This window comes from Ruegeria sp. CDSB117 (assembly GCF_059611005.1).
In genome coordinates, this window is the sequence record NZ_JBXWOS010000004.1 from 81,156 (window position 1) to 105,627 (window position 24,472).

Annotated in this window: 27 protein-coding genes; 11 read left to right on the forward strand and 16 right to left on the reverse strand. The window is 57.8% G+C overall.

Translation table 11 applies throughout. The features are described from left to right. Positions 1 to 87: 87 nt before the first annotated feature. The 5 genes from AC2FJC_RS06725 to AC2FJC_RS06745 all read right to left on the reverse strand — a co-directional run bounded on the left by AC2FJC_RS06725 (position 88) and on the right by AC2FJC_RS06745 (position 2,770). Complete coding sequence (locus AC2FJC_RS06725; RefSeq protein WP_496738893.1) at positions 88 to 276, reverse strand: hypothetical protein; 189 nt, start codon at positions 274 to 276, stop codon at positions 88 to 90. Positions 277 to 366: 90 nt separating this feature from the next. Further along, positions 367 to 1,338, reverse strand: coding sequence for a sterol desaturase family protein (locus tag AC2FJC_RS06730; protein ID WP_058278810.1), 972 nt, complete (start codon positions 1,336 to 1,338; stop codon positions 367 to 369). Next, positions 1,335 to 1,721, reverse strand: a complete 387-nt coding sequence (locus AC2FJC_RS06735) for a hypothetical protein (protein ID WP_496738894.1) — start codon at positions 1,719 to 1,721, stop codon at positions 1,335 to 1,337. Before AC2FJC_RS06735 ends, AC2FJC_RS06730 begins: the two co-directional genes overlap by 4 nt. Positions 1,722 to 1,781: 60 nt before the next feature. Beyond that, the gene (locus tag AC2FJC_RS06740; RefSeq protein WP_496738895.1) at positions 1,782 to 2,111 is read right to left on the reverse strand and encodes a hypothetical protein; all 330 of its coding nucleotides are present in this window, start codon (positions 2,109 to 2,111) and stop codon (positions 1,782 to 1,784) included. Between the two features lie 92 nt (positions 2,112 to 2,203). Further along, positions 2,204 to 2,770, reverse strand: coding sequence for a TlpA disulfide reductase family protein (locus AC2FJC_RS06745; RefSeq protein ID WP_496738896.1), 567 nt, complete (start codon positions 2,768 to 2,770; stop codon positions 2,204 to 2,206). 21 nt (positions 2,771 to 2,791) lie between these two features. Here AC2FJC_RS06745 and argH point away from each other — a divergent pair, with 21 nt between their 5' ends. The 5 genes from argH (at position 2,792) to AC2FJC_RS06770 (ending at position 8,496) form a co-directional block, all read left to right on the forward strand. Continuing rightward, on the forward strand, positions 2,792 to 4,180 hold the full coding sequence (argH, locus tag AC2FJC_RS06750; RefSeq protein ID WP_496738897.1) for an argininosuccinate lyase: 1,389 nt from the start codon (positions 2,792 to 2,794) through the stop codon (positions 4,178 to 4,180). Continuing rightward, complete coding sequence (locus AC2FJC_RS06755) at positions 4,180 to 4,362, forward strand: argininosuccinate lyase (RefSeq protein ID WP_496738898.1); 183 nt, start codon at positions 4,180 to 4,182, stop codon at positions 4,360 to 4,362. Before argH ends, AC2FJC_RS06755 begins: the two co-directional genes overlap by 1 nt. Positions 4,363 to 4,444: 82 nt before the next feature. After that, positions 4,445 to 4,594 (forward strand): hypothetical protein, encoded by a 150-nt coding sequence (locus AC2FJC_RS06760; RefSeq protein WP_496722927.1) that lies wholly within the window; start codon positions 4,445 to 4,447, stop codon positions 4,592 to 4,594. 53 nt (positions 4,595 to 4,647) lie between these two features. Continuing rightward, positions 4,648 to 5,913, forward strand: a complete 1,266-nt coding sequence (lysA, locus tag AC2FJC_RS06765) for a diaminopimelate decarboxylase (protein WP_496738899.1) — start codon at positions 4,648 to 4,650, stop codon at positions 5,911 to 5,913. Between the two features lie 36 nt (positions 5,914 to 5,949). Beyond that, positions 5,950 to 8,496, forward strand: coding sequence for a TIGR02302 family protein (locus AC2FJC_RS06770; RefSeq protein ID WP_496738900.1), 2,547 nt, complete (start codon positions 5,950 to 5,952; stop codon positions 8,494 to 8,496). Positions 8,497 to 8,502: 6 nt separating this feature from the next. Here AC2FJC_RS06770 and AC2FJC_RS06775 read toward each other — a convergent pair whose 3' ends face one another. After that, positions 8,503 to 9,234, reverse strand: a complete 732-nt coding sequence (locus AC2FJC_RS06775) for a zinc-ribbon domain-containing protein (RefSeq protein ID WP_496738901.1) — start codon at positions 9,232 to 9,234, stop codon at positions 8,503 to 8,505. A 184-nt stretch (positions 9,235 to 9,418) separates the two neighbouring features. Here AC2FJC_RS06775 and AC2FJC_RS06780 point away from each other — a divergent pair, with 184 nt between their 5' ends. From AC2FJC_RS06780 to AC2FJC_RS06800, 5 genes are all read left to right on the forward strand, one after another. Continuing rightward, on the forward strand, positions 9,419 to 10,096 hold the full coding sequence (locus tag AC2FJC_RS06780; RefSeq protein WP_058273548.1) for a cell division ATP-binding protein FtsE: 678 nt from the start codon (positions 9,419 to 9,421) through the stop codon (positions 10,094 to 10,096). Beyond that, positions 10,093 to 10,992 (forward strand): cell division protein FtsX, encoded by a 900-nt coding sequence (locus tag AC2FJC_RS06785; RefSeq protein WP_282120101.1) that lies wholly within the window; start codon positions 10,093 to 10,095, stop codon positions 10,990 to 10,992. The genes AC2FJC_RS06780 and AC2FJC_RS06785 overlap by 4 nt, the downstream gene beginning before the upstream one ends. Continuing rightward, positions 10,992 to 11,732 (forward strand): lysophospholipid acyltransferase family protein, encoded by a 741-nt coding sequence (locus AC2FJC_RS06790; RefSeq protein WP_496738902.1) that lies wholly within the window; start codon positions 10,992 to 10,994, stop codon positions 11,730 to 11,732. Before AC2FJC_RS06785 ends, AC2FJC_RS06790 begins: the two co-directional genes overlap by 1 nt. After that, complete coding sequence (locus AC2FJC_RS06795) at positions 11,719 to 12,324, forward strand: pyridoxamine 5'-phosphate oxidase family protein (protein WP_496734332.1); 606 nt, start codon at positions 11,719 to 11,721, stop codon at positions 12,322 to 12,324. The genes AC2FJC_RS06790 and AC2FJC_RS06795 overlap by 14 nt, the downstream gene beginning before the upstream one ends. A gap of 87 nt (positions 12,325 to 12,411) precedes the next feature. Continuing rightward, positions 12,412 to 13,449, forward strand: coding sequence for a sterol desaturase family protein (locus tag AC2FJC_RS06800; protein WP_496738903.1), 1,038 nt, complete (start codon positions 12,412 to 12,414; stop codon positions 13,447 to 13,449). A gap of 126 nt (positions 13,450 to 13,575) precedes the next feature. Here the strand turns inward: AC2FJC_RS06800 and AC2FJC_RS06805 are convergent, their stop codons facing one another. Next, entirely contained in the window at positions 13,576 to 14,169 is a 594-nt protein-coding gene (locus AC2FJC_RS06805; RefSeq protein ID WP_496738904.1) for an NAD(P)H-dependent oxidoreductase, read from the reverse strand. 102 nt (positions 14,170 to 14,271) lie between these two features. Here AC2FJC_RS06805 and AC2FJC_RS06810 point away from each other — a divergent pair, with 102 nt between their 5' ends. Next, positions 14,272 to 14,850: a TetR/AcrR family transcriptional regulator gene (locus AC2FJC_RS06810; RefSeq protein WP_496738905.1), complete on the forward strand. Its 579-nt coding sequence runs from the start codon at positions 14,272 to 14,274 to the stop codon at positions 14,848 to 14,850. A 19-nt stretch (positions 14,851 to 14,869) separates the two neighbouring features. On the opposite strand, the gene lpdA is transcribed toward AC2FJC_RS06810, so the two are convergent. From lpdA to AC2FJC_RS06855, 9 genes are all read right to left on the reverse strand, one after another. Next, positions 14,870 to 16,258, reverse strand: coding sequence for a dihydrolipoyl dehydrogenase (lpdA, locus tag AC2FJC_RS06815; protein WP_282120105.1), 1,389 nt, complete (start codon positions 16,256 to 16,258; stop codon positions 14,870 to 14,872). A gap of 89 nt (positions 16,259 to 16,347) precedes the next feature. Beyond that, complete coding sequence (locus AC2FJC_RS06820; protein WP_496738906.1) at positions 16,348 to 16,737, reverse strand: MAPEG family protein; 390 nt, start codon at positions 16,735 to 16,737, stop codon at positions 16,348 to 16,350. 82 nt (positions 16,738 to 16,819) lie between these two features. Then, positions 16,820 to 17,089 carry a hypothetical protein gene (locus tag AC2FJC_RS06825; RefSeq protein WP_058273540.1) on the reverse strand — a complete coding sequence of 90 codons (270 nt, stop codon included), beginning with the start codon at positions 17,087 to 17,089 and terminating at the stop codon, positions 16,820 to 16,822. 2 nt (positions 17,090 to 17,091) lie between these two features. Then, on the reverse strand, positions 17,092 to 18,603 hold the full coding sequence (gene odhB, locus AC2FJC_RS06830) for a 2-oxoglutarate dehydrogenase complex dihydrolipoyllysine-residue succinyltransferase (RefSeq protein WP_496738907.1): 1,512 nt from the start codon (positions 18,601 to 18,603) through the stop codon (positions 17,092 to 17,094). A 3-nt stretch (positions 18,604 to 18,606) separates the two neighbouring features. Next, complete coding sequence (locus tag AC2FJC_RS06835; RefSeq protein WP_496738908.1) at positions 18,607 to 21,564, reverse strand: 2-oxoglutarate dehydrogenase E1 component; 2,958 nt, start codon at positions 21,562 to 21,564, stop codon at positions 18,607 to 18,609. Continuing rightward, complete coding sequence (locus tag AC2FJC_RS06840) at positions 21,561 to 22,103, reverse strand: DUF805 domain-containing protein (RefSeq protein WP_496725827.1); 543 nt, start codon at positions 22,101 to 22,103, stop codon at positions 21,561 to 21,563. The genes AC2FJC_RS06835 and AC2FJC_RS06840 overlap by 4 nt, the downstream gene beginning before the upstream one ends. 34 nt (positions 22,104 to 22,137) lie before the next feature. After that, entirely contained in the window at positions 22,138 to 22,839 is a 702-nt protein-coding gene (locus AC2FJC_RS06845) for a hypothetical protein (RefSeq protein ID WP_496738909.1), read from the reverse strand. A 3-nt stretch (positions 22,840 to 22,842) separates the two neighbouring features. Beyond that, positions 22,843 to 23,724 (reverse strand): succinate--CoA ligase subunit alpha, encoded by an 882-nt coding sequence (gene sucD / locus AC2FJC_RS06850; RefSeq protein WP_496725829.1) that lies wholly within the window; start codon positions 23,722 to 23,724, stop codon positions 22,843 to 22,845. Positions 23,725 to 23,801: 77 nt separating this feature from the next. Continuing rightward, entirely contained in the window at positions 23,802 to 24,467 is a 666-nt protein-coding gene (locus tag AC2FJC_RS06855) for a class I SAM-dependent methyltransferase (RefSeq protein WP_496738910.1), read from the reverse strand. Positions 24,468 to 24,472 lie beyond the last annotated feature (5 nt).

The window sequence follows — 24,472 nt, forward strand, 5'->3', positions numbered from 1 at the left end:
TTAGTGCCGCCGGTCTGGTGACGATTTCAGAGGAAAGGTATGAATCTGCGGTTAAGACAAACGCAATTGTTTAAGGTCAGGCTTGGGTTACCGTGTCGTTTCCCAGATGCGTCCCAGCGCTGCAAAGCCACCGACCAGCGCACCCATGAAGCCCAAAAACATCATGCCAAAGCCCAACGCGACGATCCCCGTCGCACCTCCAGCCAACGCCGTCAACATAGCGAGCACCACTCCGGTAAGGCCCATAACGGTGGAAAGGGTTGTCAGTCTGGTCATGTTGCCTCCGGTTACTCGCACTGCACACATCGTTTGGATATGGGACGCGAGGCCCGGATTTCAAGAATCAGGTCGGATAGGTCGGCGGGATCAGGCCTGTTTTGCCTGCGTATTGGGCTGTTTGGTGTCGAATTGTTCGAATCCTGGCGTTCCACGATCTTCCGGGTGGCGGTCCAGATGCTTGGCTTTGATCTGTTCGGAATTGTCCCTGCTGCCATCATGGCTGTAGCCGGGGGGTGCAAAGCAGTAAGCCAGCCGCTGACGCATTGTCAGGCCCGGTTGTGTCGCGTCGCGCCAAATTCCAACCCATTCGTGAAAGGCCACGCGCAGCGGGTTGAAGGTGCCGATGTTATGCACCAGGCCGTAATCGACGCGGTCGTCTTCCTGTTCCGGCACGAAGGTCCCGAACAGCTTGTCCCAGATGATGAAAACGCCGGCATAGTTGCAGTCCAGGTAGCGTGCATTGCGACCATGATGGGCGCGGTGGTGGCTGGGCGTGTTCATCACCGCCTCAAACCAGCGGGGCATCTTGCCGATGGCTTCGGTATGAATCCAGAACTGATAGATCAAGTTCAAACCACCCACGAAAAGCACCATCGCCGGGTGAAACCCTAGCAGTATCAGAGGCGCGCGAACCACCATCATGAAGGTAAACGTATAGGTCCATGTCTGACGCAGGGCGGTGGTAAGGTTGTAGTGCTGCGAGCTGTGGTGGTTCACGTGGCTGGCCCAGACCCAGCGAATGCGGTGACCAAAGCGGTGCACCCAGTAATAGCGGAAATCATCCAGCACAAAGCACAGAAGGATAACGGGGATAGAGGTGCCCAGGTTTAGCGGCGTGATCTGCCACAGCCACATGAAGAATGCATAGGCGATGAACCCCAACAAAAAGCCGGATGCGATGTTGCCAGCCCCCATGATCAGCGATGTGACAGCGTCCCGCGTCTCATAGCGGCCGCCGCGTCCTTTGACGGCGATCCACAGAAACTCGGCCAGAATAGCAGCTATGAAAAAGGGGACGGCCCACTGCACGGCGTCCGGGAAAGTCACGTGGTCGGTCATGCGGGCTCCATCAGGTGCTGCCAGTGGCGGCGTTCGCGTTCGTCAAGGTGGATTATGGCTTTGGGCGTTCCGAAGTCGTGAAATTGAACCTGGAACCCTTGCGGGTGATCCAGCAGATCAAAGTCCAGCAGGTGCCGGGCAACGGTGTCTGCACCAAAAGACCACAGCAGACCATTTCCTGTTTCGGTTCGGATCAGGGCCGCGTGCCCGTCATGTGCAACGGTGACTTCGATGATCGCATCATCCGGCGCATGGCGCAGCCATTCTGACCACGCCAATTCGGGCGATAGCACGCGCAATCGGGATCTACCTGTCAGGTGCAGCAACAGGGTTATCCCGGCGATGCCCCCGACCACCAGAACCAATAGAATTTCAAGCGGCATTCCGTCCTCCTGCGCGGCAGAGTGCAAATCGGCAGGCAGGCTGTCAAAGGTGGCGTCGCGTCAGCTATGTTCCAGACTGTCCAGAACCTCATACTGGACAACTCGCTGGACAAACGGCACCAATCCGTCCGACCCTGAGGCGCGATCCTTGAGGTGGATACAGATATCGGGCCTGCGCGCCGCGATTATTCCCACCATCTCGCCGCGCATCCTGTCATCAAGACCGGCACCCATGATCGCGCAGGCGATGCGCGGCTCTTCGTCCAGCTGCCGTTTGACTTCTTCCTGATCATGCGCGCCAAGCCATTGGATCGGAAGGTGATCCAATTGACGCGCAACATCACCGATCACGTTGGGCAATTTTCCAATCAACAGAACTACCGGTTTCATCGTCGTCTCCCCTTCCTTCAGGTTGCAAACGAAAACCGGCCCATCTGGGCCGGTTTCAGCATAACACAAAACGTTCAGGAAGGCCTGATGCTTCAGCTGTTGCCCTCTACAAGGGTTGAAATGATCGCCTTGGCGCTGTCCGAGTTCCACTCGGCATCTCCGATCAGGCGGGCGATTTCATTGCCGTCGGGGTCCAGAATGACAGTGATTGGCAGGGCGATCACGCCCATTTTGCGTGCAACTGCCGATTGGGGGTCCTGATGACGGGGCAGGTTGTCGATGCCGTTTTCCTCGAAAAACTTCTTGATCCCGGCTGGCGAGTTGCGCCCCGTGGCCAGAGTTACGACCTCGAACTTGTCGCCGCCGAACTCTTCTTGCAGCTCGGCGATCTGGGGCATTTCCTTGCGGCACGGCGCACACCAAGTGGCCCAGAAGTTCAGCAGAACATACTTGCCCTTGTAATCCGCAAGCGTCGCGGTGCCGCCGTCATCCTCAAGCTCAAATTCAACTGCTTCGACTGGCTTTGGCTCTTTGTGCAGGATCAGCCGCTTCAGGGAGTCCTCCCGGAGCGGTGCCAGAGTTTCGGCATCCGTGGCCAAAGCCGCGTTTGCACCCAACGCAAGGGCCATATAAAGGGGGATCAGACGAAATAGGCGCATATCAACTCCGGGTTTTCTTACATGACCGATCAATCTTCGAACCAGATGTGGGGCGGCCGCTTTGCCGCCGGTCCAGACGCGATCATGGAGGCTATCAATGCCTCGATCGGGTTCGATCAGCGGATGGCAGCCCAGGACATTGCAGGCTCGCGTGCCCATGCCGCCATGCTGGCTGCCACAGGTGTTATTACTGATAGTGATGCGCAGGCTATTCGGGAAGGGCTGCTCACCGTTTTGTCAGAAATCCAGAACGGAGAATTTCAGTTCTCGACCGCGCTGGAAGACATCCACATGAATGTCGAGGCGCGCTTGAAAGAAGTGATCGGAGAGCCCGCAGGCCGTTTGCACACAGGCCGGTCGCGCAATGATCAGGTGGCGACCGATTTCAAACTATGGGTCCGCGATCAGTTTGATGCGGCTGAATCCGGCCTGCTGGCCCTGATCCGCGCGCTTTTGGCGCAGGCTGAGGTTGGCGCTGATTGGGTCATGCCCGGCTTCACCCATTTGCAGGTTGCGCAGCCCGTCACATGGGGCCATCACATGATGGCATATGTCGAGATGTTTGGCCGCGATCTGTCCCGCGTCCGCGATGCCCGCGCCCGGATGAACGAATCCCCCTTGGGTGCAGCCGCGCTGGCTGGAACGTCCTTCCCCATCGATCGTCAGATGACGGCTGAGGCGCTGGGCTTTGACCGCCCCGCCGCCAACTCACTGGATGCGGTCAGCGACCGTGATTTCGCGCTCGAATTCCTGTCGACCGCCTCAATCTGCGCTGTGCACTTGTCGCGCTTTGCCGAAGAGTTGGTCATCTGGTCTTCGGCTCAGTTCCGGTTTGTTACGCTTTCTGACCGGTTCTCGACCGGATCGTCGATTATGCCGCAGAAAAAGAACCCTGATGCCGCAGAACTGATCCGTGCCAAAGTGGGTCGGATTTACGGCGCCAATACTGCGCTGATGATGGTTATGAAGGGATTGCCGCTGGCGTATTCCAAGGACATGCAGGAAGACAAGGAACAGGTGTTTGACGCCGCCGACAACTGGATGCTTGCTCTGGCCGCGATGGAAGGCATGGTCAAGGACATGACGGCCAACCGCGAAAGCCTTGCTGCCGCCGCAGGGTCTGGTTTTTCGACTGCGACCGATCTGGCCGATTGGCTGGTCCGTGTGCCGGGCCTGCCGTTCCGCGACGCGCACCACGTTACCGGATCGCTGGTCGCCATGGCGGAAAGCAAGGGTTGTGACCTGCCTGATCTGACGCTGGAAGACATGCAATCGGTCCATGCGGACATCACCGACAATGTCTATTCTGTCCTTACCGTCGAAAATTCGGTAAACTCACGCCAGTCTTATGGCGGCACGGCACCAGATCAGGTGCGTGCCCAGGTCAAGCGGTGGAAGGCGCTGGTGTGATGCGGATACTACGTGTGGTGCTTCTTATTTCGGCCGGGGCTCTTCTGGCCGGCTGCGGAGCGGACGGCGAACCCATCCAACCCACGATGAGCGCAAATATCGGTGTCGGCAGCAGCGGCACCTATGGCGGTGTCGGGGTCGGCCTACGACGCGGCGGGCTCGGCGTTTTCCTGGGGCTGTAATCGTCGATAGCAATCTCGCATAACCATGCATATTTGAACGGCATAGTGGCCGAGCGCCAAATTCAAAAAAGAAGTCAAGACAATGAAAACCATCGGCCTGATCCTCTCGCTAGTCGTACTGGCAGCCTGCGACCCAACATATAAACCCCGCCCTGAGCCCGCAGAGACATCAACCGGGAACGGCATCAAAATCTCGGGCTATGGCCGGGTCGGTGTTTCCACATCGAACTGATCTTGCGCGGAATCCATTGATCCGAGTGGCCATTTTGGTCTAAGCGCGCAGTCATGGATCACTTTCTCTACCGCGACGGCGCGCTTTACGCCGAGGATGTCCCGATTTCCGAAATCGCAGCTGCGGTCGGAACACCATTCTATGTTTACTCCACCGCGACGTTATTGCGGCATTTCCAGCTGTTCGACGATGCGCTGGACGGCATGGATCATCTGGTCTGCTATGCGATGAAGGCGGCCAGCAATCAGGCGATCCTTAAGACGCTGGCACAGGCCGGTGCGGGGATGGACGTGGTATCGGGCGGGGAATACCTGCGTGCCAGGGCGGCGGGCGTGCAGGGCGACAAGATCGTGTTCTCGGGCGTTGGCAAAACCGCCGATGAGATTCGCGCTGCGCTGAGCGGCGGTATCCGCCAGTTCAACGTGGAATCCGAACCTGAGATGGAAGTGATCAACGCCATCGCGTTGGAACTGGGTGTGGTCGCGCCGATCACCGTTCGGGTGAATCCGGACGTAGACGCCAAGACCCATGCCAAGATCGCGACTGGCAAGTCTGAGAACAAGTTTGGGATTCCGATCGCACGCGCATCTGAGGTTTATGCCCACGCAGCCAGCCTTCCGGGGCTGGAGGTGATCGGTATCGACGTCCATATCGGCTCGCAACTGACCGAGTTAGAGCCGTTCGAGATGGCCTACACCAAGGTCGCCGAACTTACCGAAAAGCTGCGGTCCGAGGGGCACAATATCCGCCGCCTTGATCTGGGCGGGGGATTGGGTATTCCATACACCCGCGCCAATGACGCACCACCGTTGCCGTTGGAGTATGGCGCGTTGATCAAGAAAACGCTGGGCCATCTGGGCTGTGAGATCGAGATCGAACCCGGCCGGCTGATTGCCGGAAACGCCGGTCTGATGGTCAGCAAGGTAATTTACGTGAAATCTGGCGAGGGCCGCGATTTTCTGATCCTCGACGGCGCGATGAACGACCTGATCCGCCCGGCGATGTACGAGGCGCATCACGATATTGTGGCCGTGCAGGAACCCGCTCCGGGCGTTGAACAGCAACCCTATGACATTGTCGGCCCGGTTTGCGAAAGCGGAGATACTTTTGCAAAGGAACGCAACATGCCGCCCCTTGCGCCAGGCGATTTGGTCGCGTTCCGTAGTGCCGGGGCCTATGGCGCGGTGATGTCCAGCGAATACAATACCCGCCCCCTGATCCCCGAGGTTCTGGTGCACGGGGATCAATTTGCAGTTATTCGTGAACGGCCAAGCTTTGACGAAATCATAAACCGCGATACCATACCTGAGTGGCTTTGACGCGATAGGCGCGTGGGCCCGATCAGGAGGCCCGCTTTGCGCGCAAAACACAACCTGCCGATCCCAAGACTGTCCCTGTGGCTGACGCACGCAGGGATGCTGGCCGAGCAGTTTTTGCGCGCGTTTTGGCCGTTTTTCTCGGTTTTGATGGCGATTCTGGCGGCTTTGATGCTGGGCTTGCAGGACGAGGTCCGCGTTGAAATTGTCTGGGGCGTGGGCGCGGTAGCACTGCTGGGATTGGCCGCGACGCTGTTTGTTGGCGCAAGGCGATTTCATTTCCCCACACGGGCCGAAGCGCTGATGCGGCTGGATGCGGCACTGCCCGGTCGGCCGATTCAAGCTTTGATAGACGATCAAGCCATCGGCGCGATGGACGCGGATTCCGTTGCACTGTGGCGGGCGCACCAGAATAGGATGGCGCGACGTGTTGCGCAGGCGGAACCTGTCAAACCCGATTTGCGGCTGGCGGATCGCGACCCCTATGCGTTGCGCTATTCGGCGTTGCTGGCGCTGGTGATCGCAGCGATGTTCGGTTCGTTCTGGCGCATCGGCTCGGTGGCCGAAATGGCGCCGGGCGCTGCCGTGGCAGGGCAAGGCCCCAGCTGGGAAGGCTGGGTTGAGCCGCCGCGTTACACCGGGCTACCGACGCTGTATCTGGCTGATCAATCCGATCCAACACTGTCTGTCCCGCAGGGCAGCCGTATCACTCTGCGCTTCTACGGAGAAATCGGCGGGCACAGTTTGACGGAAACCACCACGCCTTTGGGTACTGAGGCGGCCACCGAGCCGGAGCAGGATTTTGTCGTCGAACGCTCGGGCCAGTTCAAAATCGACGGCCCATCGGGCCGCGACTGGGCGCTAAACGTTGTTGCGGATACCCGCCCACAGGTGGCCGTGGCCGGTTCCGCCGAGTCCGAGGCCGGCGGTCAGATGAAACTGCCATTTGCTGCCAGCGATGATTATGGCGTGGTATCCGGCTCAGCTGTGATCGAATTGGATCTGGCCTCAGTCGACCGGCAGTATGGTCTGACGGCTGCGCCTGAGCCGCGCGAGGTCATAACGGTTGAACTACCCATGCCGATCACCGGCGACCGGGCGGATTTCACCGAAGACCTTATCGAGGATTTTTCACAACACCCATGGGCGCATTTGCCTGTGAAAATCACTTTGATGGCCCGAGACGCGGCGGATCAAGAGGGGCAATCCGAGCCTTATGCGACCGCGCTGCCCGCCCGTCGGTTCTTTGACCCGCTGGCCGCTGCCGTGATCGAACAGCGCCGCGATCTGCTGTGGACGCGCGAAAACGCGACCCGGGTTTCGCAGCTGCTGCGGGCGGTATCGCACCTGCCCGAAGAGCTTTTCCGGTCCGACACCGCCTATCTGCGCTTACGCGTGATCCTACGCCGGTTGGAAATGTTCAACGAGTACGGCCTGAAACAGGAACAGCAGGCAGAAATCGCCGAGGCGCTTTGGGAGCTAGGCGTTCTGATCGAAGACGGCACTCTTGCCGACGCGCTGGAGCGTATGCGCCGCGCGCAGGAACGTCTGACTGAAGCGATGAAAAACGGTGCCACTGATGAAGAGATCGCCGAGTTGATGCAAGAACTGCGCGAGGCAACGCAGGACTACATGCGCCAATTGCAGCGTCTGGCGCAGGAAAACGGCGATTTCGACGAGAACCAGCAAGGTCAGGACGGCGAGTCCATGCAAATGACGCAGGACGACCTGCAGCGCATGATGGACCGTATTCAAGAGCTGATGGAACAGGGCCGCATGGCCGAGGCGCAGCAAGCGCTGGAAGAGTTCCAGCAGATGATGGAGAATATGCGCGTTACCCAGGGCCAGGGTCAGGGGCAACAGTCCGAAGGCCAGCAGGCGATGGAAGGATTGGCCGAAACTCTGCGCGAACAGCAGGGTCTGAGCGATCAGGCCTTCCGTGACCTACAGGAACAGTTCAACCCCGGCGCGCAAGCCGGCGAAAGCCAGGGCAACGAAGGCCGCTCGGGTGGGCAGGGCCGGGGTCAGAGCCACGAAGGACAAGGCGGTCAGGGTCAGGGGACTGACGAACAGGGCGGCGGCAGCCAGCAAGGCCAGGGGTCACTTGCGGATCGCCAACAGGCCTTACGCGACGAGCTGAACCGCCAGCAGCAAGGATTGCCCGGAACCGGAACGCCCGAAGGTGACGCCGCGCGCGATGCGCTGGACCGTGCCGGGCGCGCGATGGAGGGTGCCGAGGAAGCCCTGCGCGGCGATGATCTGGCCGAAGCAATCGACCAACAGTCCGAAGCGATGGAGGCCCTGCGCGAGGGCATGCGATCCCTGGGCGAAGCACTGGCTCAAAACCAGCAGAACCAGCCGGGCCAAGGGTCGCAGGAAGGAGATATGCAAGCCGACAACCGTGATCCGCTGGGCCGTAGCCCGGGGGCCAATGGCACAATCTCGACCGATGAAAATCTGCTGCAGGGTGAAGATGTCTATCGCCGCGCTCGCGAATTGCTGGACGAAATCCGTCGCCGGACTGGGGAATCGGATCGCCCCCAGATCGAACTTGAATACCTCAAACGCCTGTTAGAGAGGTTCTGATCTAAGTCAGTTCTGAGAGGTGCCAGACCCGGTCTGTGCCTCAAGCCACAAACGCGCCTGATCCACCAGAGAGACATAGCTGTTGAGAACCGGATCAGCCTGCGGCACCGCTTCGGAAATCTTCTGAGAATTGCTGTAGATCAGCAACAGGATCACGCCGATAATCAGAATCAGCAGGAACCCGCGCCGGAATCCGCCAGACTTGCGCGGTGGGGGCATGTCTTCGTCCAGCTTTGGCAGGGGGTCGTCGCTGCGTAGGCTGGAATTGATTGCCTCGATGTCCGGCAACGCGTCTTTCTGACCGAAATCCTTTGCGGTTTCTGTCGCGATCAGGTCCTTAGCGGCTTTTTCCACTTCGGGCGGCGCGTCGAGTGCCAAATCGGTCTGCGTCTCAAGGCTACCGCCTTCGTGGGCGCGCAGGTCTGCTTCGCGGGCCGCTTCTTCCTTGAGGATGTTGGCAACCGCCGGGTCGACATTGCCGGTCGAGGAAGCTGCGGCAGGTTCGGGCTCTGATTTGGGCTCTTCGACAGGTTTCGCGACAATCTCTGGCGTTTCCGCCTTTGCCGCGGGTTCGTCCGCGGGCGGTTCCGGCCTTACCGGTTCAGATGCAGTTTCGGGGTATTTGGCCTGAAACCAAGTCTTTTCGCAGTTGGAACACTGCACATCGCGGCCTTCCTCGGGAATGACCTCGTCTGGCACTTCGTACTGAGCACCACAATTCGGACAAGTAAGACGCATGCTGCCTCCCGGTCGGGGGCCCGACCTGATAATAGTTTTTTCAGGGATGTTATTCCGTTAAGACCTGACCGCAAAGGGTGTTTTCGGTTTCACACGGCAAGTGTCACCAATTCGACCCGGTGCAGGCATTGAAACCACAACCGCGCTCGGGCAAGAAGGGCGGCAACAATAATTGGGGGCCCTTGTGATCGAGCTGGAAAACGTCAGCTACACCTATGGTGATGGTGAGTTGCTAAGCGACGTGTCGCTTCAGTTGCAGCCGGGGTCGTTCCATTTTCTGACCGGTCCGTCGGGTGCGGGCAAGACGACCTTGCTCAAGCTATGTTATGGCGCGTTGCTGGCCACATCAGGACGGATGACCGCATTTGAGCAGGACATTGCACGCCTGGACCGAGATCAGATGGCGCTGCTGCGTCGCCGGATCGGGGTCGTGCATCAGGATTGCCGATTTCTGGACCATATGACCTTGGCTGAAAACGTCGCTTTACCATTGATGGTGTCCGGCAAAGGCGAGAATGCGCAGAAAGAAGACCTGCTGGAATTGCTGAACTGGGTCGGGCTGGGCACACGGCTCGATGCGCTTCCGCCGGAGCTTTCCGGGGGTGAGCGTCAGCGCGCAGCTTTGGCGCGGGCGGTTATCTTGTCGCCGGACGTTGTGCTGGCCGATGAGCCGACCGGCAATGTGGATTGGGAAATGTCCCAGCGATTGCTGCGCCTGCTGGTCGAGTTGAACAAGATGGGCAAGACCGTGCTGATCGCGACCCATGACCTGAGCCTGATCCGCGCGGCCAAAAGCCAGGTTCAGGCCCGTGTCCTTCGGATATCGCAGCGCCAGATTCAATTGGCGGGGGCGGATCTATGAACAAGGGCACCATCCGCAGCATGCTGGTGCGCGACAAACGCGCAGATCGGGTTGTTCCACCATCCGGCTACACGGCGCAGCTGACACTGTTCGTTTCTGGCGCGATGGCCTTTCTGGCCGTTTTCGCGCTTGCCTTGTCGCTGGCATCAGGCCGGCTGGCCGACCGTTGGGCATCGGAACTAGCAGGGGCTGCCACTTTGCGTATAAACGCGCCCGCCGAACAGCTTTCCGCCCAGACCGAGGCCGCGCTGACCGTGCTGGCCCAAACCCCAGGCGTTGCGTCGGCACGCGCCCTGACCGCAGAGGAACAGGTCGCGCTTTTGTCCCCGTGGTTCGGTCCTGATTTGCCGCTGGATACGCTGCCTATTCCGCAACTGATAGAAATCATCGAGGGCGAACCGGGTCTAGATACCGCTGGTTTGCGCTTGCGACTTGGCGCCGAAGTGCCCGGCGCCGTGCTGGACGACCATTCACGCTGGCGCGAGCCGCTGGTCGAGGCGGCAAACTCGCTGCGGCGATTGGGCTGGGTGTCTATCCTGCTGATTGGCGGCGCAACGGCGGCGATGATCACGCTGGCGGCCAATGCCTCATTGGCGGCCAATGCCCAAATCATCGAAGTCCTGCGCCTTGTCGGTGCCCGTGATCGTTTTATCGCCAGCGCATTTGTACGGCGGTTCACATATCGCGCTTTCTTCGGTGCCCTCGTTGGCGTGCTGTTCGGCATGACCGGTGTTCTGCTGTTGCCCGAAGCCTCAGTTGAAGGCGGGTTTCTGACCGGATTGGGTTTTCAGGGGGTTGGCTGGCTGTTGCCTGCGCTGATACCTCTGCTGGGGGCTGCGGTGGCGTTCTTGGCCACCTGGACAGCGGCCGTGCGCAAATTGAAGGAGCTTTCGTGATGGTTACAGCGATCCAATGGGTGCGCTCTTTGATCTTCATGATCGTGATTTATGCGTGGATGCTGATCCTTGGTATCGTTTTCGCGCCCTACGCGCTGTTTACCAAACGCGGGGCATTGCAAGCCTGTAAAACCTACGCGCGATCGACGATCTGGTTGGCCAGCTGGATGGTTGGCATCCGTTGTGAGGTTCGCGGAAACGTTCCCGTGGACGAGGTCGTGATCGGAGCCAAACACCAGTCCTTTCTCGACATCATCATGATTTTCAGCGCCATTCCGCACGGCAAGTTCATTATGAAAAGGGAACTGCTGTATACCCCGGTTATCGGTCTCTATGCCCGCCGCCTTGGGTGTATACCGGTTGATCGCGGCAGAAAGGGTGCTGCCGTCGCCAAGATGGTCAAAGACGTGGCTAAAGAGTTCTCTGAACCCGGGCAGCTTGTGATTTACCCGCAGGGCACACGCGTCGCACCGGGGGCGAAGAAACCTTACAAAGTTGGGACGGCGGTTCTGTATGAAGGGCTGGGCTTTCCTTGTGTGCCGGTTGCGACGAATGCTGGTGTTTTCTGGCCGCGTACCGGGGTTATGCGCAAACCTGGTCTTGCAATCGTCGACTTTCTTGACCCGATCGAACCGGGTGTGGGGCGGGATCAATTTCTTGGACGTCTGGAAGACGTGATCGAAACACGATCCAATGCATTGATGCGAGAAGTGGGGTTTGAACCGGATGGAGCTCATTAAGAACATCGAAACGCTTGAGGCGCTCTACGGCACACCGGGCGCGCCTTCACTGCGCAAAGTGGCCAGACAGCTCACTCCGCTTTATCGCAAATGGATCATGGCGTCGCGCCTGTGCATCCTCAGCACCGTCGGGCCCGAGGGTGTCGATGGCAGCCCGCGAGGTGACGACGGCCCGGTTGTACTGGAACTTGATCCGCACACACTGGCGATGCCTGACTGGCGCGGAAATAACCGGCTGGACAGTCTGCGCAATATCGTGCGCGACCCGCGAGTGTCGTTGATGTTCATGGTGCCGGGGTCCAACAGTGTCGTGCGATTGAATGGCACGGCGCATGTGACAGCTGATGAAAATTTGCGCGTGCAGTTCGAAAAGCAGGGCAAAAAACCAGCAACAGTAATCGTAATCGAAATCACTGAGATTTACACCCAATGCGCCCGCGCCTTGATGCGGGCCCGTACCTGGGTCAGTGGCGACGAGACTGCGCATGTGCCGACCGTCGGTGAAATCCTCGCCGAGTCGTCGGACGGCGAGGAAGGCGGCACGCAATATGATCAGGAATGGGGCGCGCGCGCCGCGAAGACGATGTGGTGAACTGACCACAAATCGTCACGGAATTGTCACTAGTGTGGACAAATGCTCGGCCAAAATTAAGGATGTAAAAAACGATCCGAGGCCACAATGCAGCAGTTACAATCCCTTCTGAACTCGTTTTTTGAACATGTTCGGAATGTACTTATGTATCCGTTCGATCCCGTTAATCGAATCTACTACGTTTATTTGTGCAGTTCGGTTTTGATCGCGTTCTGGATTTACGTCAGAAATCGAAAAAACACATCTGAGGTTTTGGGCGAAACGAGCTTTGTTGGTTTTCTGTTCCCTAAAAAGGTCTGGAGGCACCCTTCAGCTTGGCTTGATGTCCGATACTTCTTCTTTCATATGTTTATTGGTCACTTCTTGATGATTGGCCTGTCCGCTGCTGCAGCGGCTCTGTCCTACTATTGGGCGAGCGGCGGGTTCAGTATCAATGAAGCTGCTCCGGCACAGTCTTTAGAGGGTTGGACAGGCGCCGGTATCACCCTTGCGTATATGGCTGTACTGTTCCTTGTCGCAGATTTTCTTGGCTTTTTTGCGCACTATCTACAGCATAAAATCCCGCTTTTGTGGCAATTTCACAAAGTCCATCACAGTGCTGAAGTGATGCACCCGATTTCCAACTTCCGCGAGCATCCGATTGATAATTTTTTTTACAATATTTTGATTGGTCTGGGCGGGGGGGCTATCACCGGCTTCACTTTCCGGATCTTGGGGTATCACCCCAACCTTCCTGTTATTTTGGGCGTTCCGGTTTTTATGTTCCTGTTTAACTTCGCGGGCTATAATTTGCGTCATTCCCATATTTGGCTGCGTTGGCCCGGTGTTTGGTCAAAAGTATTTCCGTCACCCGCGCATCATCACGTGCATCACAGCTGTCACCCGGATCACCTGGACAAGAACTTTGCTTTCATGTTCCCATTCTGGGATGTGGTTTTCGGCACTTACGTGATGCCTGAAGACAACAGGGACGTGAAATTTGGTGTAACGGAAAAGGACAACGGCCTGAGGTTGGACTCTTGCCTGAAACTGTACGTGTTGCCGTTCCAGGATGCGTGGCGTCTGTTCCGGCCCAAAAAGCCGTCGGCTCAATCTAACTCTGTCACCAACGAGCCAGCAGAATAATGTTAATCGGTCGACCACCCGGTTGCGCCCGGGTTGTCCCATATTGAATTCACTATTGGATCGACCTGCCGCCATAGGCGAGCGCAACTTTACGAGCGGCCTTGAATAGGTCGGGTAAGCACGGGATCAGGCTGCCGCGGCACCGATCCGGGCTACCTTTGATATCCAACGATCCACGCTGCCGGGTTTGGGATAGCTGGCGCCCGAAAAGTAAGTGAACCGGGTCGGTTTGAAGCCGACAAATCCCAGAATCTGATCGCGGATCTGGCGGATCAGGGCTTGCCTGTAGATCAAACGCATGAACCAGCCCGGCGTATCCGAGGTCAGGATGACCCGCGCTGTGCGCCCTGTCAGCATAGGTGCTGGAAAGCCGATCCTTGTTGTATTTCGCGTGTCGAAGGTGCGTCCGGGGATGAATGCCCGGTCAATCAAACCTTTCAGCTTGGCCGGCAAGCCGCCCCACCACATCGGTGCTGTCAGGACAAGGTGTTCGCTCCATTCAAAATCCTGCAGCACTTGTTCCAATGCGGGTTCCAACGGTTTGAAGTCCTCATAGTTTCCCTGACCGAAGTCATGGTCAAATTGCAGGTCGCTTAGGTGAATCATGCGAACGTCGTGCCCCTGTTGTTTGGCCGCGTCGGCATAGGTTTCTGCAAATGTTCGGGACAGGCTGGTTTCGCCTGGGTGTCCGTCGAGGATCAGGATTTTCTTAGGGTGCATCGCGAATCTCCAAAAATGACCGTGGTCAGTTTATAGAGGTAAAAAGTGACCGTGGTCAATTGCAAAATTTGACCACGGTCAAAAAACATGCGAACAGGGCATATGCAAAAGACAGTTCAAAAGAGAACCCTTAAAACGCGCGCCCGATTAATTGAGGCGGCAGAGGACGTTATCGAAAGAAACGGCTATCAGGCTTTGCGAGTGGAAGACGTGGTTCAGGCAGCCGGGGTCGCAAAGGGAACCTTTTTTGCGCATTTCCGGGATAAAGACGCGCTGATGGAAATGCTGATTGGTGAGAGGCTGGTTGCCTGTTTCGATCAGGTCGAACAGGGCCCCGCCCCACGCACGGCCCCCGAAATCGCCGATGCGCTGCAACCGATCCACGCCTTCATGACGTCCGAGCGCTATGTGTTTGATCTGATCATTCGGTACTCAGGCGCTACGGCAATCACCGAGATCGGGCCTATAGCACGTTGCTTCGAGCGCTATGTCCGACTGGTCGCTGGCTGGTTGGAAACCGCGAAGGTTCGCAAAGACATATCCCCCGATTTGTTGGCTGAGGGGGTTCAGGCCTTTGCTATTCAGTCCATGTCGCTGAAGTTCTGCGCGTTGCATGAGGCAGAGAGCTTTTCAGATAGGTTAGAAACCTATCTGGACGCGTGGTTAACCCCGGCAGCCTGACGGGTGCCGGGGTTGTTTATCAGCTGTGGATTGGTCCGTCGCCACAGGCCAACGCAGCCTCACGCACGGCCTCGGAATAGGTCGGGTGGGCGTGGCAGGTCAGGGCCAGATCCTCGGCCGAGGCACCAAATTCCATCGCCACGCAAACCTCGTGGATCAGATCGCCAGCACCGGGGCCGATGATGTGGCAGCCCAGAATGCGATCAGTTTCCTTGTCGGCCAGAATTTTGACAAACCCATCGGTCATTAAGTTCGCCTTGGCGCGTCCGTTGCCCATGAACATAAACTTGCCGACTTTATAGGCGCGGCCCTGTTCTTTCAGGGTCTCTTCGGTTTCGCCCACATTTGCGACCTCGGGCCATGTGTAGATCACACCCGGGATGACGCCGTAGTTCACGTGCCCATGCTTGCCCGCAACCTGCTCGGCTGCGGCCATACCTTCATCTTCGGCCTTGTGCGCCAGCATGGGGCCTTCTGTTACGTCACCGATGGCGTAAATGCCCGGCACGTTTGTCTGCCAATCGGCCCCCACCTTGATCTGACCACGCGGTGTCATTTCAACACCCAACGCTTCCAGACCCAAACCATCCGAGTACGGTTTGCGCCCGGTGGCGACCAGAACTGTATCAGCTTCGATCACATGTTCGCTGTCATCCTTGCGCAGTTTGTAAGTCACCTTGGCCTTGGTCTTGGTCGCTTCGGTCTTTTGAACCGCCGCACCCATGACAAATTTCAGGCCTTGTTTCTTTAAGATGCGCTGGAAGGTCTTCTGCACCTCAGGGTCCATGCCGGGAGTGATCGCATCTAGGAATTCGACCACAGTCACCTCCGCGCCTAGACGCTGATAGACCGAGCCCAGTTCCAGCCCGATCACGCCCGCGCCGATCACCACCAACTTCTTTGGAACCTTGTTCAGAGACAAAGCGCCGGTCGAAGTCACCACAACCTTTTCGTCAACGTCGACCCCGGGCAGCGAGGACGGTTCGGACCCAGATGCGATAATTATGTTCTTGGCGGTGTGAATCTCATCACCCACTTTGACCTGACCGGCTGCGGGGATCGAGCCCCAGCCTTTCAGCCAGTCGATCTTGTTTTTCTTGAACAGGAACTCGATACCCTTGGTATTGCCGTCGATCGTTTCCTGCTTGTAGCCCTGCATCTGTTTCCAATCGACCGAGGGGCTTTTGCCCTTCAGGCCCATCTTGGCAAAGTTATGCTCGGCCTCATGAAGCTGATGGCTGGCATGCAGCAGCGCCTTGGACGGGATACAGCCGACGTTCAGGCACGTGCCGCCCAGAGTTTCACGCCCTTCGACGCAGGCAGTCTTCAGGCCCAGCTGAGCGCAACGGATGGCGCAAACATAGCCGCCGGGGCCTGATCCGATTACGATAACGTCATAATTTGCCATGTGTCAGGTCCTTATCGATTACGGGGATGGCGGCAATTTTCTGCACGCCGGGGCGTTTCCCCATTACATTATCCATGTCAGCGACTGAATCAAAAGACAGCCGCCAGCAACATTACAGTGTTGGCCGACAGGCCAACGATCCAAAATACGGTTCGCCAAGGTGTCCAGCCCAAAGCGTAGGCCGGGACATAGAGGATGCGAGCGATCAAATAGACCCAGCTACAAGCAGCTGTGAAACCGTTTGCTTCACCAGACACCGTCACAACAAGCGCCGCAATTGCGAACAGAACCAAACCTTCGGTGTGATTGCTCAGCGCGCGGTGCAGCCGTCCCGAAACCCCGGGTTTGTCAAAGGGGACATCCCGGGGGCCTATCGCGTGACCGAAGTCAATCTTACCGTGCCCGGCCGCCAAATATGCCACGAATTGCGCGACCCAAAGCAGTGCGGCGAGGGTCAGGACGGTCAGTTCCGTGGTCATCCAGCGGTTCCCATTGAGCAGTCGAAAGTCATCGCGTTACCCGTTTGTGCCACGCCCCCGGTAGGGGCGCTGCCTTATGCTGTCAGACAGGGTCCAGAACCTTGGTCTGGATATGTGCCACGCCACCACGTTCGTGGTGCATGGCCAGCTCTTCGGATTCGATGAAGCTCTGGGCTCGGTCGAGATCGGTGATCTCGAACAACGCGACCGCGTGGTCCTTGCGATCAGGGTCTTTCCAGATATGGAGGTCGCGGATGCCCGCGGCCTCTCTCATCGGTTTGTCTTCTTCAAACACCTTCAGCCAGACATCAAAGTCGGCCACGTCGGCTTGCCAGAGTACATGTGTCGCCATGATTACAGATCCATCAGCAGGCGGCGCGGGTCTTCCAGCGCCTCTTTCACACGTACAAGGAACGTCACCGCGCCCTTGCCGTCAACAATCCGGTGGTCATAGGACAGTGCCAGATACATCATCGGGCGGATCTTGATCTCACCATTGATGACCATCGGTCGGTCCTGGATCTTGTGCATGCCCAGAATACCCGATTGTGGCGGGTTCAGGATCGGCGAAGACATCAGCGAGCCATAGACACCACCGTTCGAGATGGTGAAGGTGCCGCCCTGCATCTCTGCCATGGACAATTTGCCATCACGGGCGCGCTTGCCCTTTTCGGCGATGGCCTTTTCGATATCGGCAAAGGACATGCTGTCGGCGTCTCGGATGACCGGAACAACCAGACCCTGAGGCGTACCGGCGGCGACGCCCATGTGAACGAAGTTCTTGTAGACGATGTCTGTGCCGTCAATCTCGGCGTTGACTTCGGGAACCTCTTTCAGCGCGTGGCAGCACGCCTTGGTGAAGAAGGACATAAAGCCCAGCTTCACACCGTGTTTCTTCTGGAACAGGTCTTTGTATTCGTTGCGCAGGGCCATCACCTCGGTCATGTCCACCTCATTGAAGGTGGTCAGGATTGCAGCCGTGTTCTGCGCATCCTTCAAACGCTTGGCGATGGTCTGGCGCAGGCGGGTCATCCGCACGCGCTCTTCACGGGCTGCATCCTGCGCAGCAACCGGTGCCCGTGGCGCTTGTGCCGGGGCCGGAGCCGCCGCAGGTGCTGGGGCAGCCGATGTTGCTGCTGCGCGGGCGACATCTTCTTTCATGATCCGGCCATCACGACCGGTGCCGGTGACCTGATCCGCAGACAAGCCGGCCTCTGCCATAGCTTTTTCAGCGGATGGCGCGTTGGCGATGTCCTTGCCGGTGCTTGCTGCTGCAGCCGGGGCTGCCGCCGCAGGAGCCGGAGCAGCAGCAGTTCCAGCCGCTGCGCCCGAAATCACCGCCAGTTTGGCCGAAGCTTCGACTGTCGCGCCTTCGGGGGCGACGATTTCTGCCAGAACGCCTGCAGCCGGCGCAGGAACCTCGACCGAGACCTTGTCTGTTTCCAGCTCGCACAGCATCTCATCCTGCGCGACGCTGTCACCGACCTGCTTGAACCATGTCGAAACAGTCGCTTCAGTCACGGATTCACCCAAGGTTGGCACCATCACGTCGACACTGCCGCCCGACGCCGCCGGAGCTGCCGCCGCAGTCGTGGCCGGAGCTGCTGCCGGGGCAGGGGCTGCGCCTTCGCCTGCGGCAATAGTGGCCAGCAGCGCGTCAACGCCAACGGTTTCACCTTCGGCGGCGACGATTTCGCCCATCACGCCAGCAGCAGGAGAAGGAACTTCGACTGTGACCTTGTCGGTCTCCAACTCGCACAACATTTCATCAACGGCTACGGCGTCGCCGGGTTTTTTGAACCATGTCGCAACCGTGGCTTCGGTCACCGACTCGCCAAGCGTGGGAACTCGAACTTCAATGGACATCGATTATTTTCCTTCAATGCTCAGCGCTTCGTCGACCAGCGCTTCTTGTTGGGCTTTGTGTTGGCTGGCCAGACCCGTCGCGGGAGAAGCCGATGTGGAGCGGCCGACATAACGCGGCCGTGTGTGCTTGGCGCCGATGCGGGTCAGAACCCATTCGATATTCGGTTCGATAAAGGTCCATGCACCCTGGTTCTTGGGTTCTTCCTGACACCAGATCATTTCGGCACCCTTGAAGCGCTCAAGCTCATTAATCAGCGAATGAGCTGGGAAGGGATAGAACTGCTCAATCCGCATCAGATAGACATCATCGATGCCGCGCTCGTCGCGTTCTTCGAGGAGATCGTAGTAGACCTTGCCGGAACACATCACCACGCGTTTGACCTTGTCGTCCTTGACCAATTTGGTTTCCGAGTTTCCGTGCTGTGCATCGTCCCACAACACGCGATGGAAGCTTGAACCGGTGGTGAACTCTTCTGCTGTGCTGACCGCCAGCTTGTGGCGCAGTAACGATTTGGGCGTCACCAGGATCAGCGGCTTGCGGAAGGTCCTGTGCAGCTGACGGCGCAGGATGTGGAAATAGTTCGCAGGGGTTGTGCAGTTGGCCACGATCCAGTTGTCCTGACCACACATCTGCAGGAACCGTTCAAGACGTGCGGACGAGTGTTCCGGTCCTTGCCCTTCAAAGCCATGAGGCAACAGACAAACCAAGCCGGACATCCGCAGCCACTTGCTTTCGCCCGAGCTGATAAACTGGTCGAACATGATTTGCGCGCCGTTGGCAAAATCGCCAAACTGTGCCTCCCACAGGGTCAGTGCATTTGGCTCGGCCAACGAAAACCCGTATTCAAAACCCAGAACCGCATATTCGCTGAGCATCGAGTCGATCACTTCGTATTTCGACTGGCCTTCGCGAATGTTGTTCAGCGGATAGTACCGCTCTTCAGTTTCCTGATGCACAAAACCCGAATGACGCTGGCTGAACGTCCCGCGTGTCGCATCCTGCCCTGACAGGCGGACAGGATAGCCTTCGGTCAGCAGCGAGCCGAAGGCCAGGGCCTCGCCCGTGGCCCAGTCAAATCCTTTGCCGCTTTCGAACATCTGTTTCTTGTGATCCAGAAGACGCGCGACGGTCCGGTGCACTGCGATATCTTCAGGCGCATGGCTCAGCGCGTTGCCAATCTGGGCCAGTGTTTCCGGTTTAATTGCGGTGTCGCCGCGGACATATTCTTCTTTGTTTTTGTCCAGATGCGACCAACGCCCATCCAGCCAGTCGGCCTTGTTGGGTTTATAGTCCTTGCCCGCCTCGAACTCATCATTCAGATGGGCCTGGAAGGCGGCCTTCAAATCCTCGATCTCGCCCTCGGGGATCAGGCCGTCTTTGACCAAACGCTCGGTGTACAGCGACAGCGTGGTCTTATGGGTCTTGATCTTCTTGTACATGATCGGGTTGGTGAACATGGGCTCATCGCCCTCGTTATGCCCGAACCGGCGATAGCAGAAGATATCGATGACAACGTCTTTGTGGAACTTCTGACGGAACTCGGTCGCCACTTTGGCAGCGTGGGTCACAGCCTCGGGGTCGTCACCGTTTACATGGAAGATCGGTGCCTCAACCATAAGAGCAATATCTGTGGGGTAGGGGCTGGAACGGCTGAAATGTGGTGCGGTGGTAAAGCCGATCTGATTGTTCACCACGATATGCATGGTGCCGCCGGTCTTATGACCCTTGAGGCCGGACAGGCCGAACCCTTCGGCCACAACACCCTGACCAGCAAAAGCCGCATCACCGTGCAACAGGATACCCATGACCCTGGTGCGATCTTCATCGCCCAACTGATCCTGCTTGGCGCGGACCTTGCCCAGAACAACCGGGTTCACCGCCTCAAGGTGAGACGGGTTTGCCGTCAGCGACAGGTGGACGCTGTTGCCATCGAACTCACGGTCGCTGGACGCGCCGAGGTGATATTTCACATCGCCGGAACCGTCGACATCTTCGGGTTTGAAGCTGCCGCCCTGAAACTCGTTGAAGATAGCGCGATAGGGTTTGCGCATCACGTTGGCCAGGATGTTCAGACGGCCACGGTGAGGCATGCCGATCACGATATCACTGACACCCAGCGCACCGCCGCGCTTGATGATCTGCTCCATCGCGGGGATCAACGCCTCGCCTCCGTCCAGACCAAACCGCTTGGTGCCCATGTATTTCACGTGCAGGAACTTTTCGAAGCCTTCGGCCTCGACCATTTTGTTCAGGATCGCCTTGCGGCCTTCCTTGGTGAACTGGATTTCCTTGCCATACCCTTCGATCCGCTCTTTCAGCCATGCGGCTTCTTCCGGATTTGAGATATGCATGTACTGTAGCGCGAACGTACCGCAATAGGTCCGTTTCACGATTTCGACAATCTGGCGCATGCTGGCCATCTGCAAACCCAGCACGTTGTCGATAAAGATCGGGCGGTCCATGTCGGCTTCGGTAAAGCCATACGTCTTTGGGTCCAGCTCGGGATGAGTGCTGGCAGCGCGCATGCCTAACGGGTCGAGATCGGCAGCCAGATGGCCCCGGATGCGATAGGCCCGGATCAGCATCAGTGCCCGCAAACTGTCCAGAACCGCGCGTTTGATCTGGTCTTCACTGACCTGAACGCCCTTGGCTTCGGCCTTGTCCTTGATCTTGTCGCCCGCTGCCTTAGCATCGATTTCGGCCCATTCTCCCGTCAATGCACCAGTCAGATCATCCGTCGGCATCGGAGGCCAGTCGGTCCGTGCCCAAGACGGCCCTTCGGCCTCGCGCTGGACGTCCGGTGTGGCGTCGCCCATCTGCCGGAAGAATTCGACCCAGGCAGCATCCACCGCGTTCGGGTCCTTGGTGTACTGGGCATATAGCTGCTCCAGATATTCGGCATTGTGCCCCTGCATAAAGCTTGAGGCATGAAAGGCAGAGTTGGGCGTATGTTCGGTCATTGGGCTACCTCATGTGGGTTGGGACCGTATTGATTGGTGCCTGGCTGGCTGGGGCGGGTCAGCCACCACAGAACCAGGAGGGGCGACACAAACAAAACAAGCAGTGTCGGGATAACGACCAGCAACGTGGCGCGGGTGAACAGGATGTCCAGATTGCCGCCATGCTGGAAACTGGAGGCAAGGCCGATGCCGAAGAACAGAACCGCCCCGGCACCGAGGATCAGCAGGATCGGTAGCAAGGCAAAAAGCCCGCTGCGCCCGGTATCATGCATCCGCCGCCACGCGACGGCCAGATGCGGGAAAAATACGATCAGGCCAACGATGCTTTGTACTGGCGCAGAGGACGTGGCGGTGACGGCTTTAACCTCGTCGGTCTGGCTGACCGAGACTTGCGTGAAGAACTGCCAGTCGATGATCCCGGCGATGATGTTCCAGATCACGATGAACAGGAAAAAGAACCAGTATTCGGGCCGTGAGGCACGCCCCGAGAAGGTGAAAAACTTGGAGAAACAGGTGCGGATGGCGTCAGAGAAGGTCATAGCAGTCCCAATCTGATCTCAAGACCGAGAGACATTATTCATCCCCCTTCTTGTTTTCAGCATGTTGCCAAACCGAGGCTACAACCATGAGTTCTCCGGGAAACTCTCGTTGGAGTGCCACGCTGATGCGCGCAGTGTCCCAAAGGTAAACTTCTACGCTTTGCTCAATACCATTTTTGTAGTTGTCCCAAGCTCCAATCCGAGCCACAAGTGAGTTCCCAAAGCCAGATGACTTAAGATTTCGTTGCACATGTGCGAAGAGACCCGGCGAAGTTTGTTGCGTATAGAAAAAGGTGCAAGATGTTCTTTCAAACTTTCTATGGTTTTCAGTTTGCACACTAACTAAATCTTGCGTGGAACGGTACCTCAAAACAGCGCCACCCGAAAAGTCTGAAGCGGAAGCGTTGCGAGCCATCTGTTGCTCGACGCGCTTAGTCGCAATCTTGGCGGTTTCTTCGAAGGATTGCTGCCTATGGGGGTTATTAGGTCTCTGGGCTTTAAACAGGAAATGCTCGGTCGAAAGCACTTCTTTTTCTTCTGCCGAGAGTTCGACTGGCATTAATCGTTGCCAGCCGAGACTTTGCAATTTGGCGTAAGCCGACTCTTCATCCAATTGCATGCACGCGAATGCGGCACGCTCAATGGCGGTTTGTGCAACTGCTGGACTCGTGAAGTTCACGACAGCACCTATGCAAATGGTCAAACCCCAATGGATGCTGAGCCGGTCGAGGGTCATGCCTTACCCAATCGCTTCCAGCACGGCCTCACCCAGCGTTGCCGGGCTTTCCGCCACAACGATACCGGCTGAGCGCATGGCTTCGATCTTGTCCTCGGCACCGCCTTTGCCACCGGCGACAATCGCGCCCGCGTGGCCCATGCGGCGGCCCGGAGGGGCTGTGCGGCCTGCGATGAAACCGGCGGTCGGCTTCTTTCGGCCCTTCTTGGCCTCATCCGCCAGGAACTGCGCAGCTTCTTCCTCGGCCGAGCCACCGATTTCACCGATCATGATGATCGACTCGGTTTCGTCATCGGCCAGGAACCATTCCAGCACGTCGATATGCTCGGTGCCTTTGATCGGGTCACCGCCGATGCCCACACAGGTGGATTGGCCCAGGCCTACGTCTGTTGTCTGTTTCACGGCTTCATAAGTAAGCGTACCCGAGCGGGAAACGACACCCACGCTCCCGCGTTTGTGAATGTGGCCGGGCATGATGCCGATCTTGCAAGCATCCGGCGTGATGACACCGGGGCAGTTCGGGCCAATCAGGCGTGACTTGCTGCCTTCCAGCGCGCGCTTCACCTTCATCATGTCCAGAACCGGGATACCTTCGGTGATGCAGACGATCACTTCCATCTCGGCATCAATCGCTTCGAGGATCGAGTCAGCCGCGAAGGGCGGCGGTACATAGATCACGCTGGCATTGGCTTCTGTCACGTGCTTGGCTTCGTGGACCGAGTTGAACACGGGCAGGTCAAGATGGGTCATCCCGCCTTTGCCGGGGGTCACGCCGCCGACCATCTTGGTGCCATAGGCGATGGCCTGTTCGCTGTGGAATGTGCCCTGCGAGCCGGTAAAGCCCTGACAGATCACTTTGGTATTTTCGTCGATGAGGACTGCCATTCTAGGCCTCCATTTTGATTTGTGTAAGCGCGCCGACGAGTGAATTCACCGGTGTCGCAATTCGTGTTGTCTTTGTTTCATGAGCCATTCTTCCGCCGGTCCAATGCGTCAATTACCTGATCTCTGGACCAAATCCCCAACGACCGTTGATCTCTGCCTTCGGTCGATTGAAGAAATGCAGGATCGAGGTTGATCTCACCAGTCTCTTCAATCGTTTCGATCGGATCGGAGAAATTGAAAGGCGCGACGCAGGGGTTGAACCTTTTGAACCCAGCGTTGTTCTTCAGCCGTTTGTTGATCGGGACGTAGTGCATGGTGGTCAGCAGGTAGGGTGTCTCGCTTCTGACGAAGTTCTCAAAGAACGCCCACCGCAGCCACCATTTCAAGTGAAACAGGCAATCCCGGCACATCATCAGGTCAACCCGGGGCAACGGGTCGGAAGTTACATCCAAATGGACAAACTCGCGACCCGGCGCTGCGTGTTTTTCCTGAACGGACTGAACCACCTCGAGAGATATATCTCCGCCAATGTAACTCAGACCAGTCAGGTCCATTTCTTGCATCCACGTCCAGTCACCACAGGGCGCGTCAAGAAATGTCTTCACTTTGTACCGCTCAAAGATATCAGGAAGAGCCCGGCGAAGCGGCGCGGTTGCCTCAAGCGTTGAGCCATTGCCCGAGCGGGGGACATTCCGCCCCGCCCAACTCTTGCTCTCGAACGCATTTCTAACACCGCTACGCATCACAC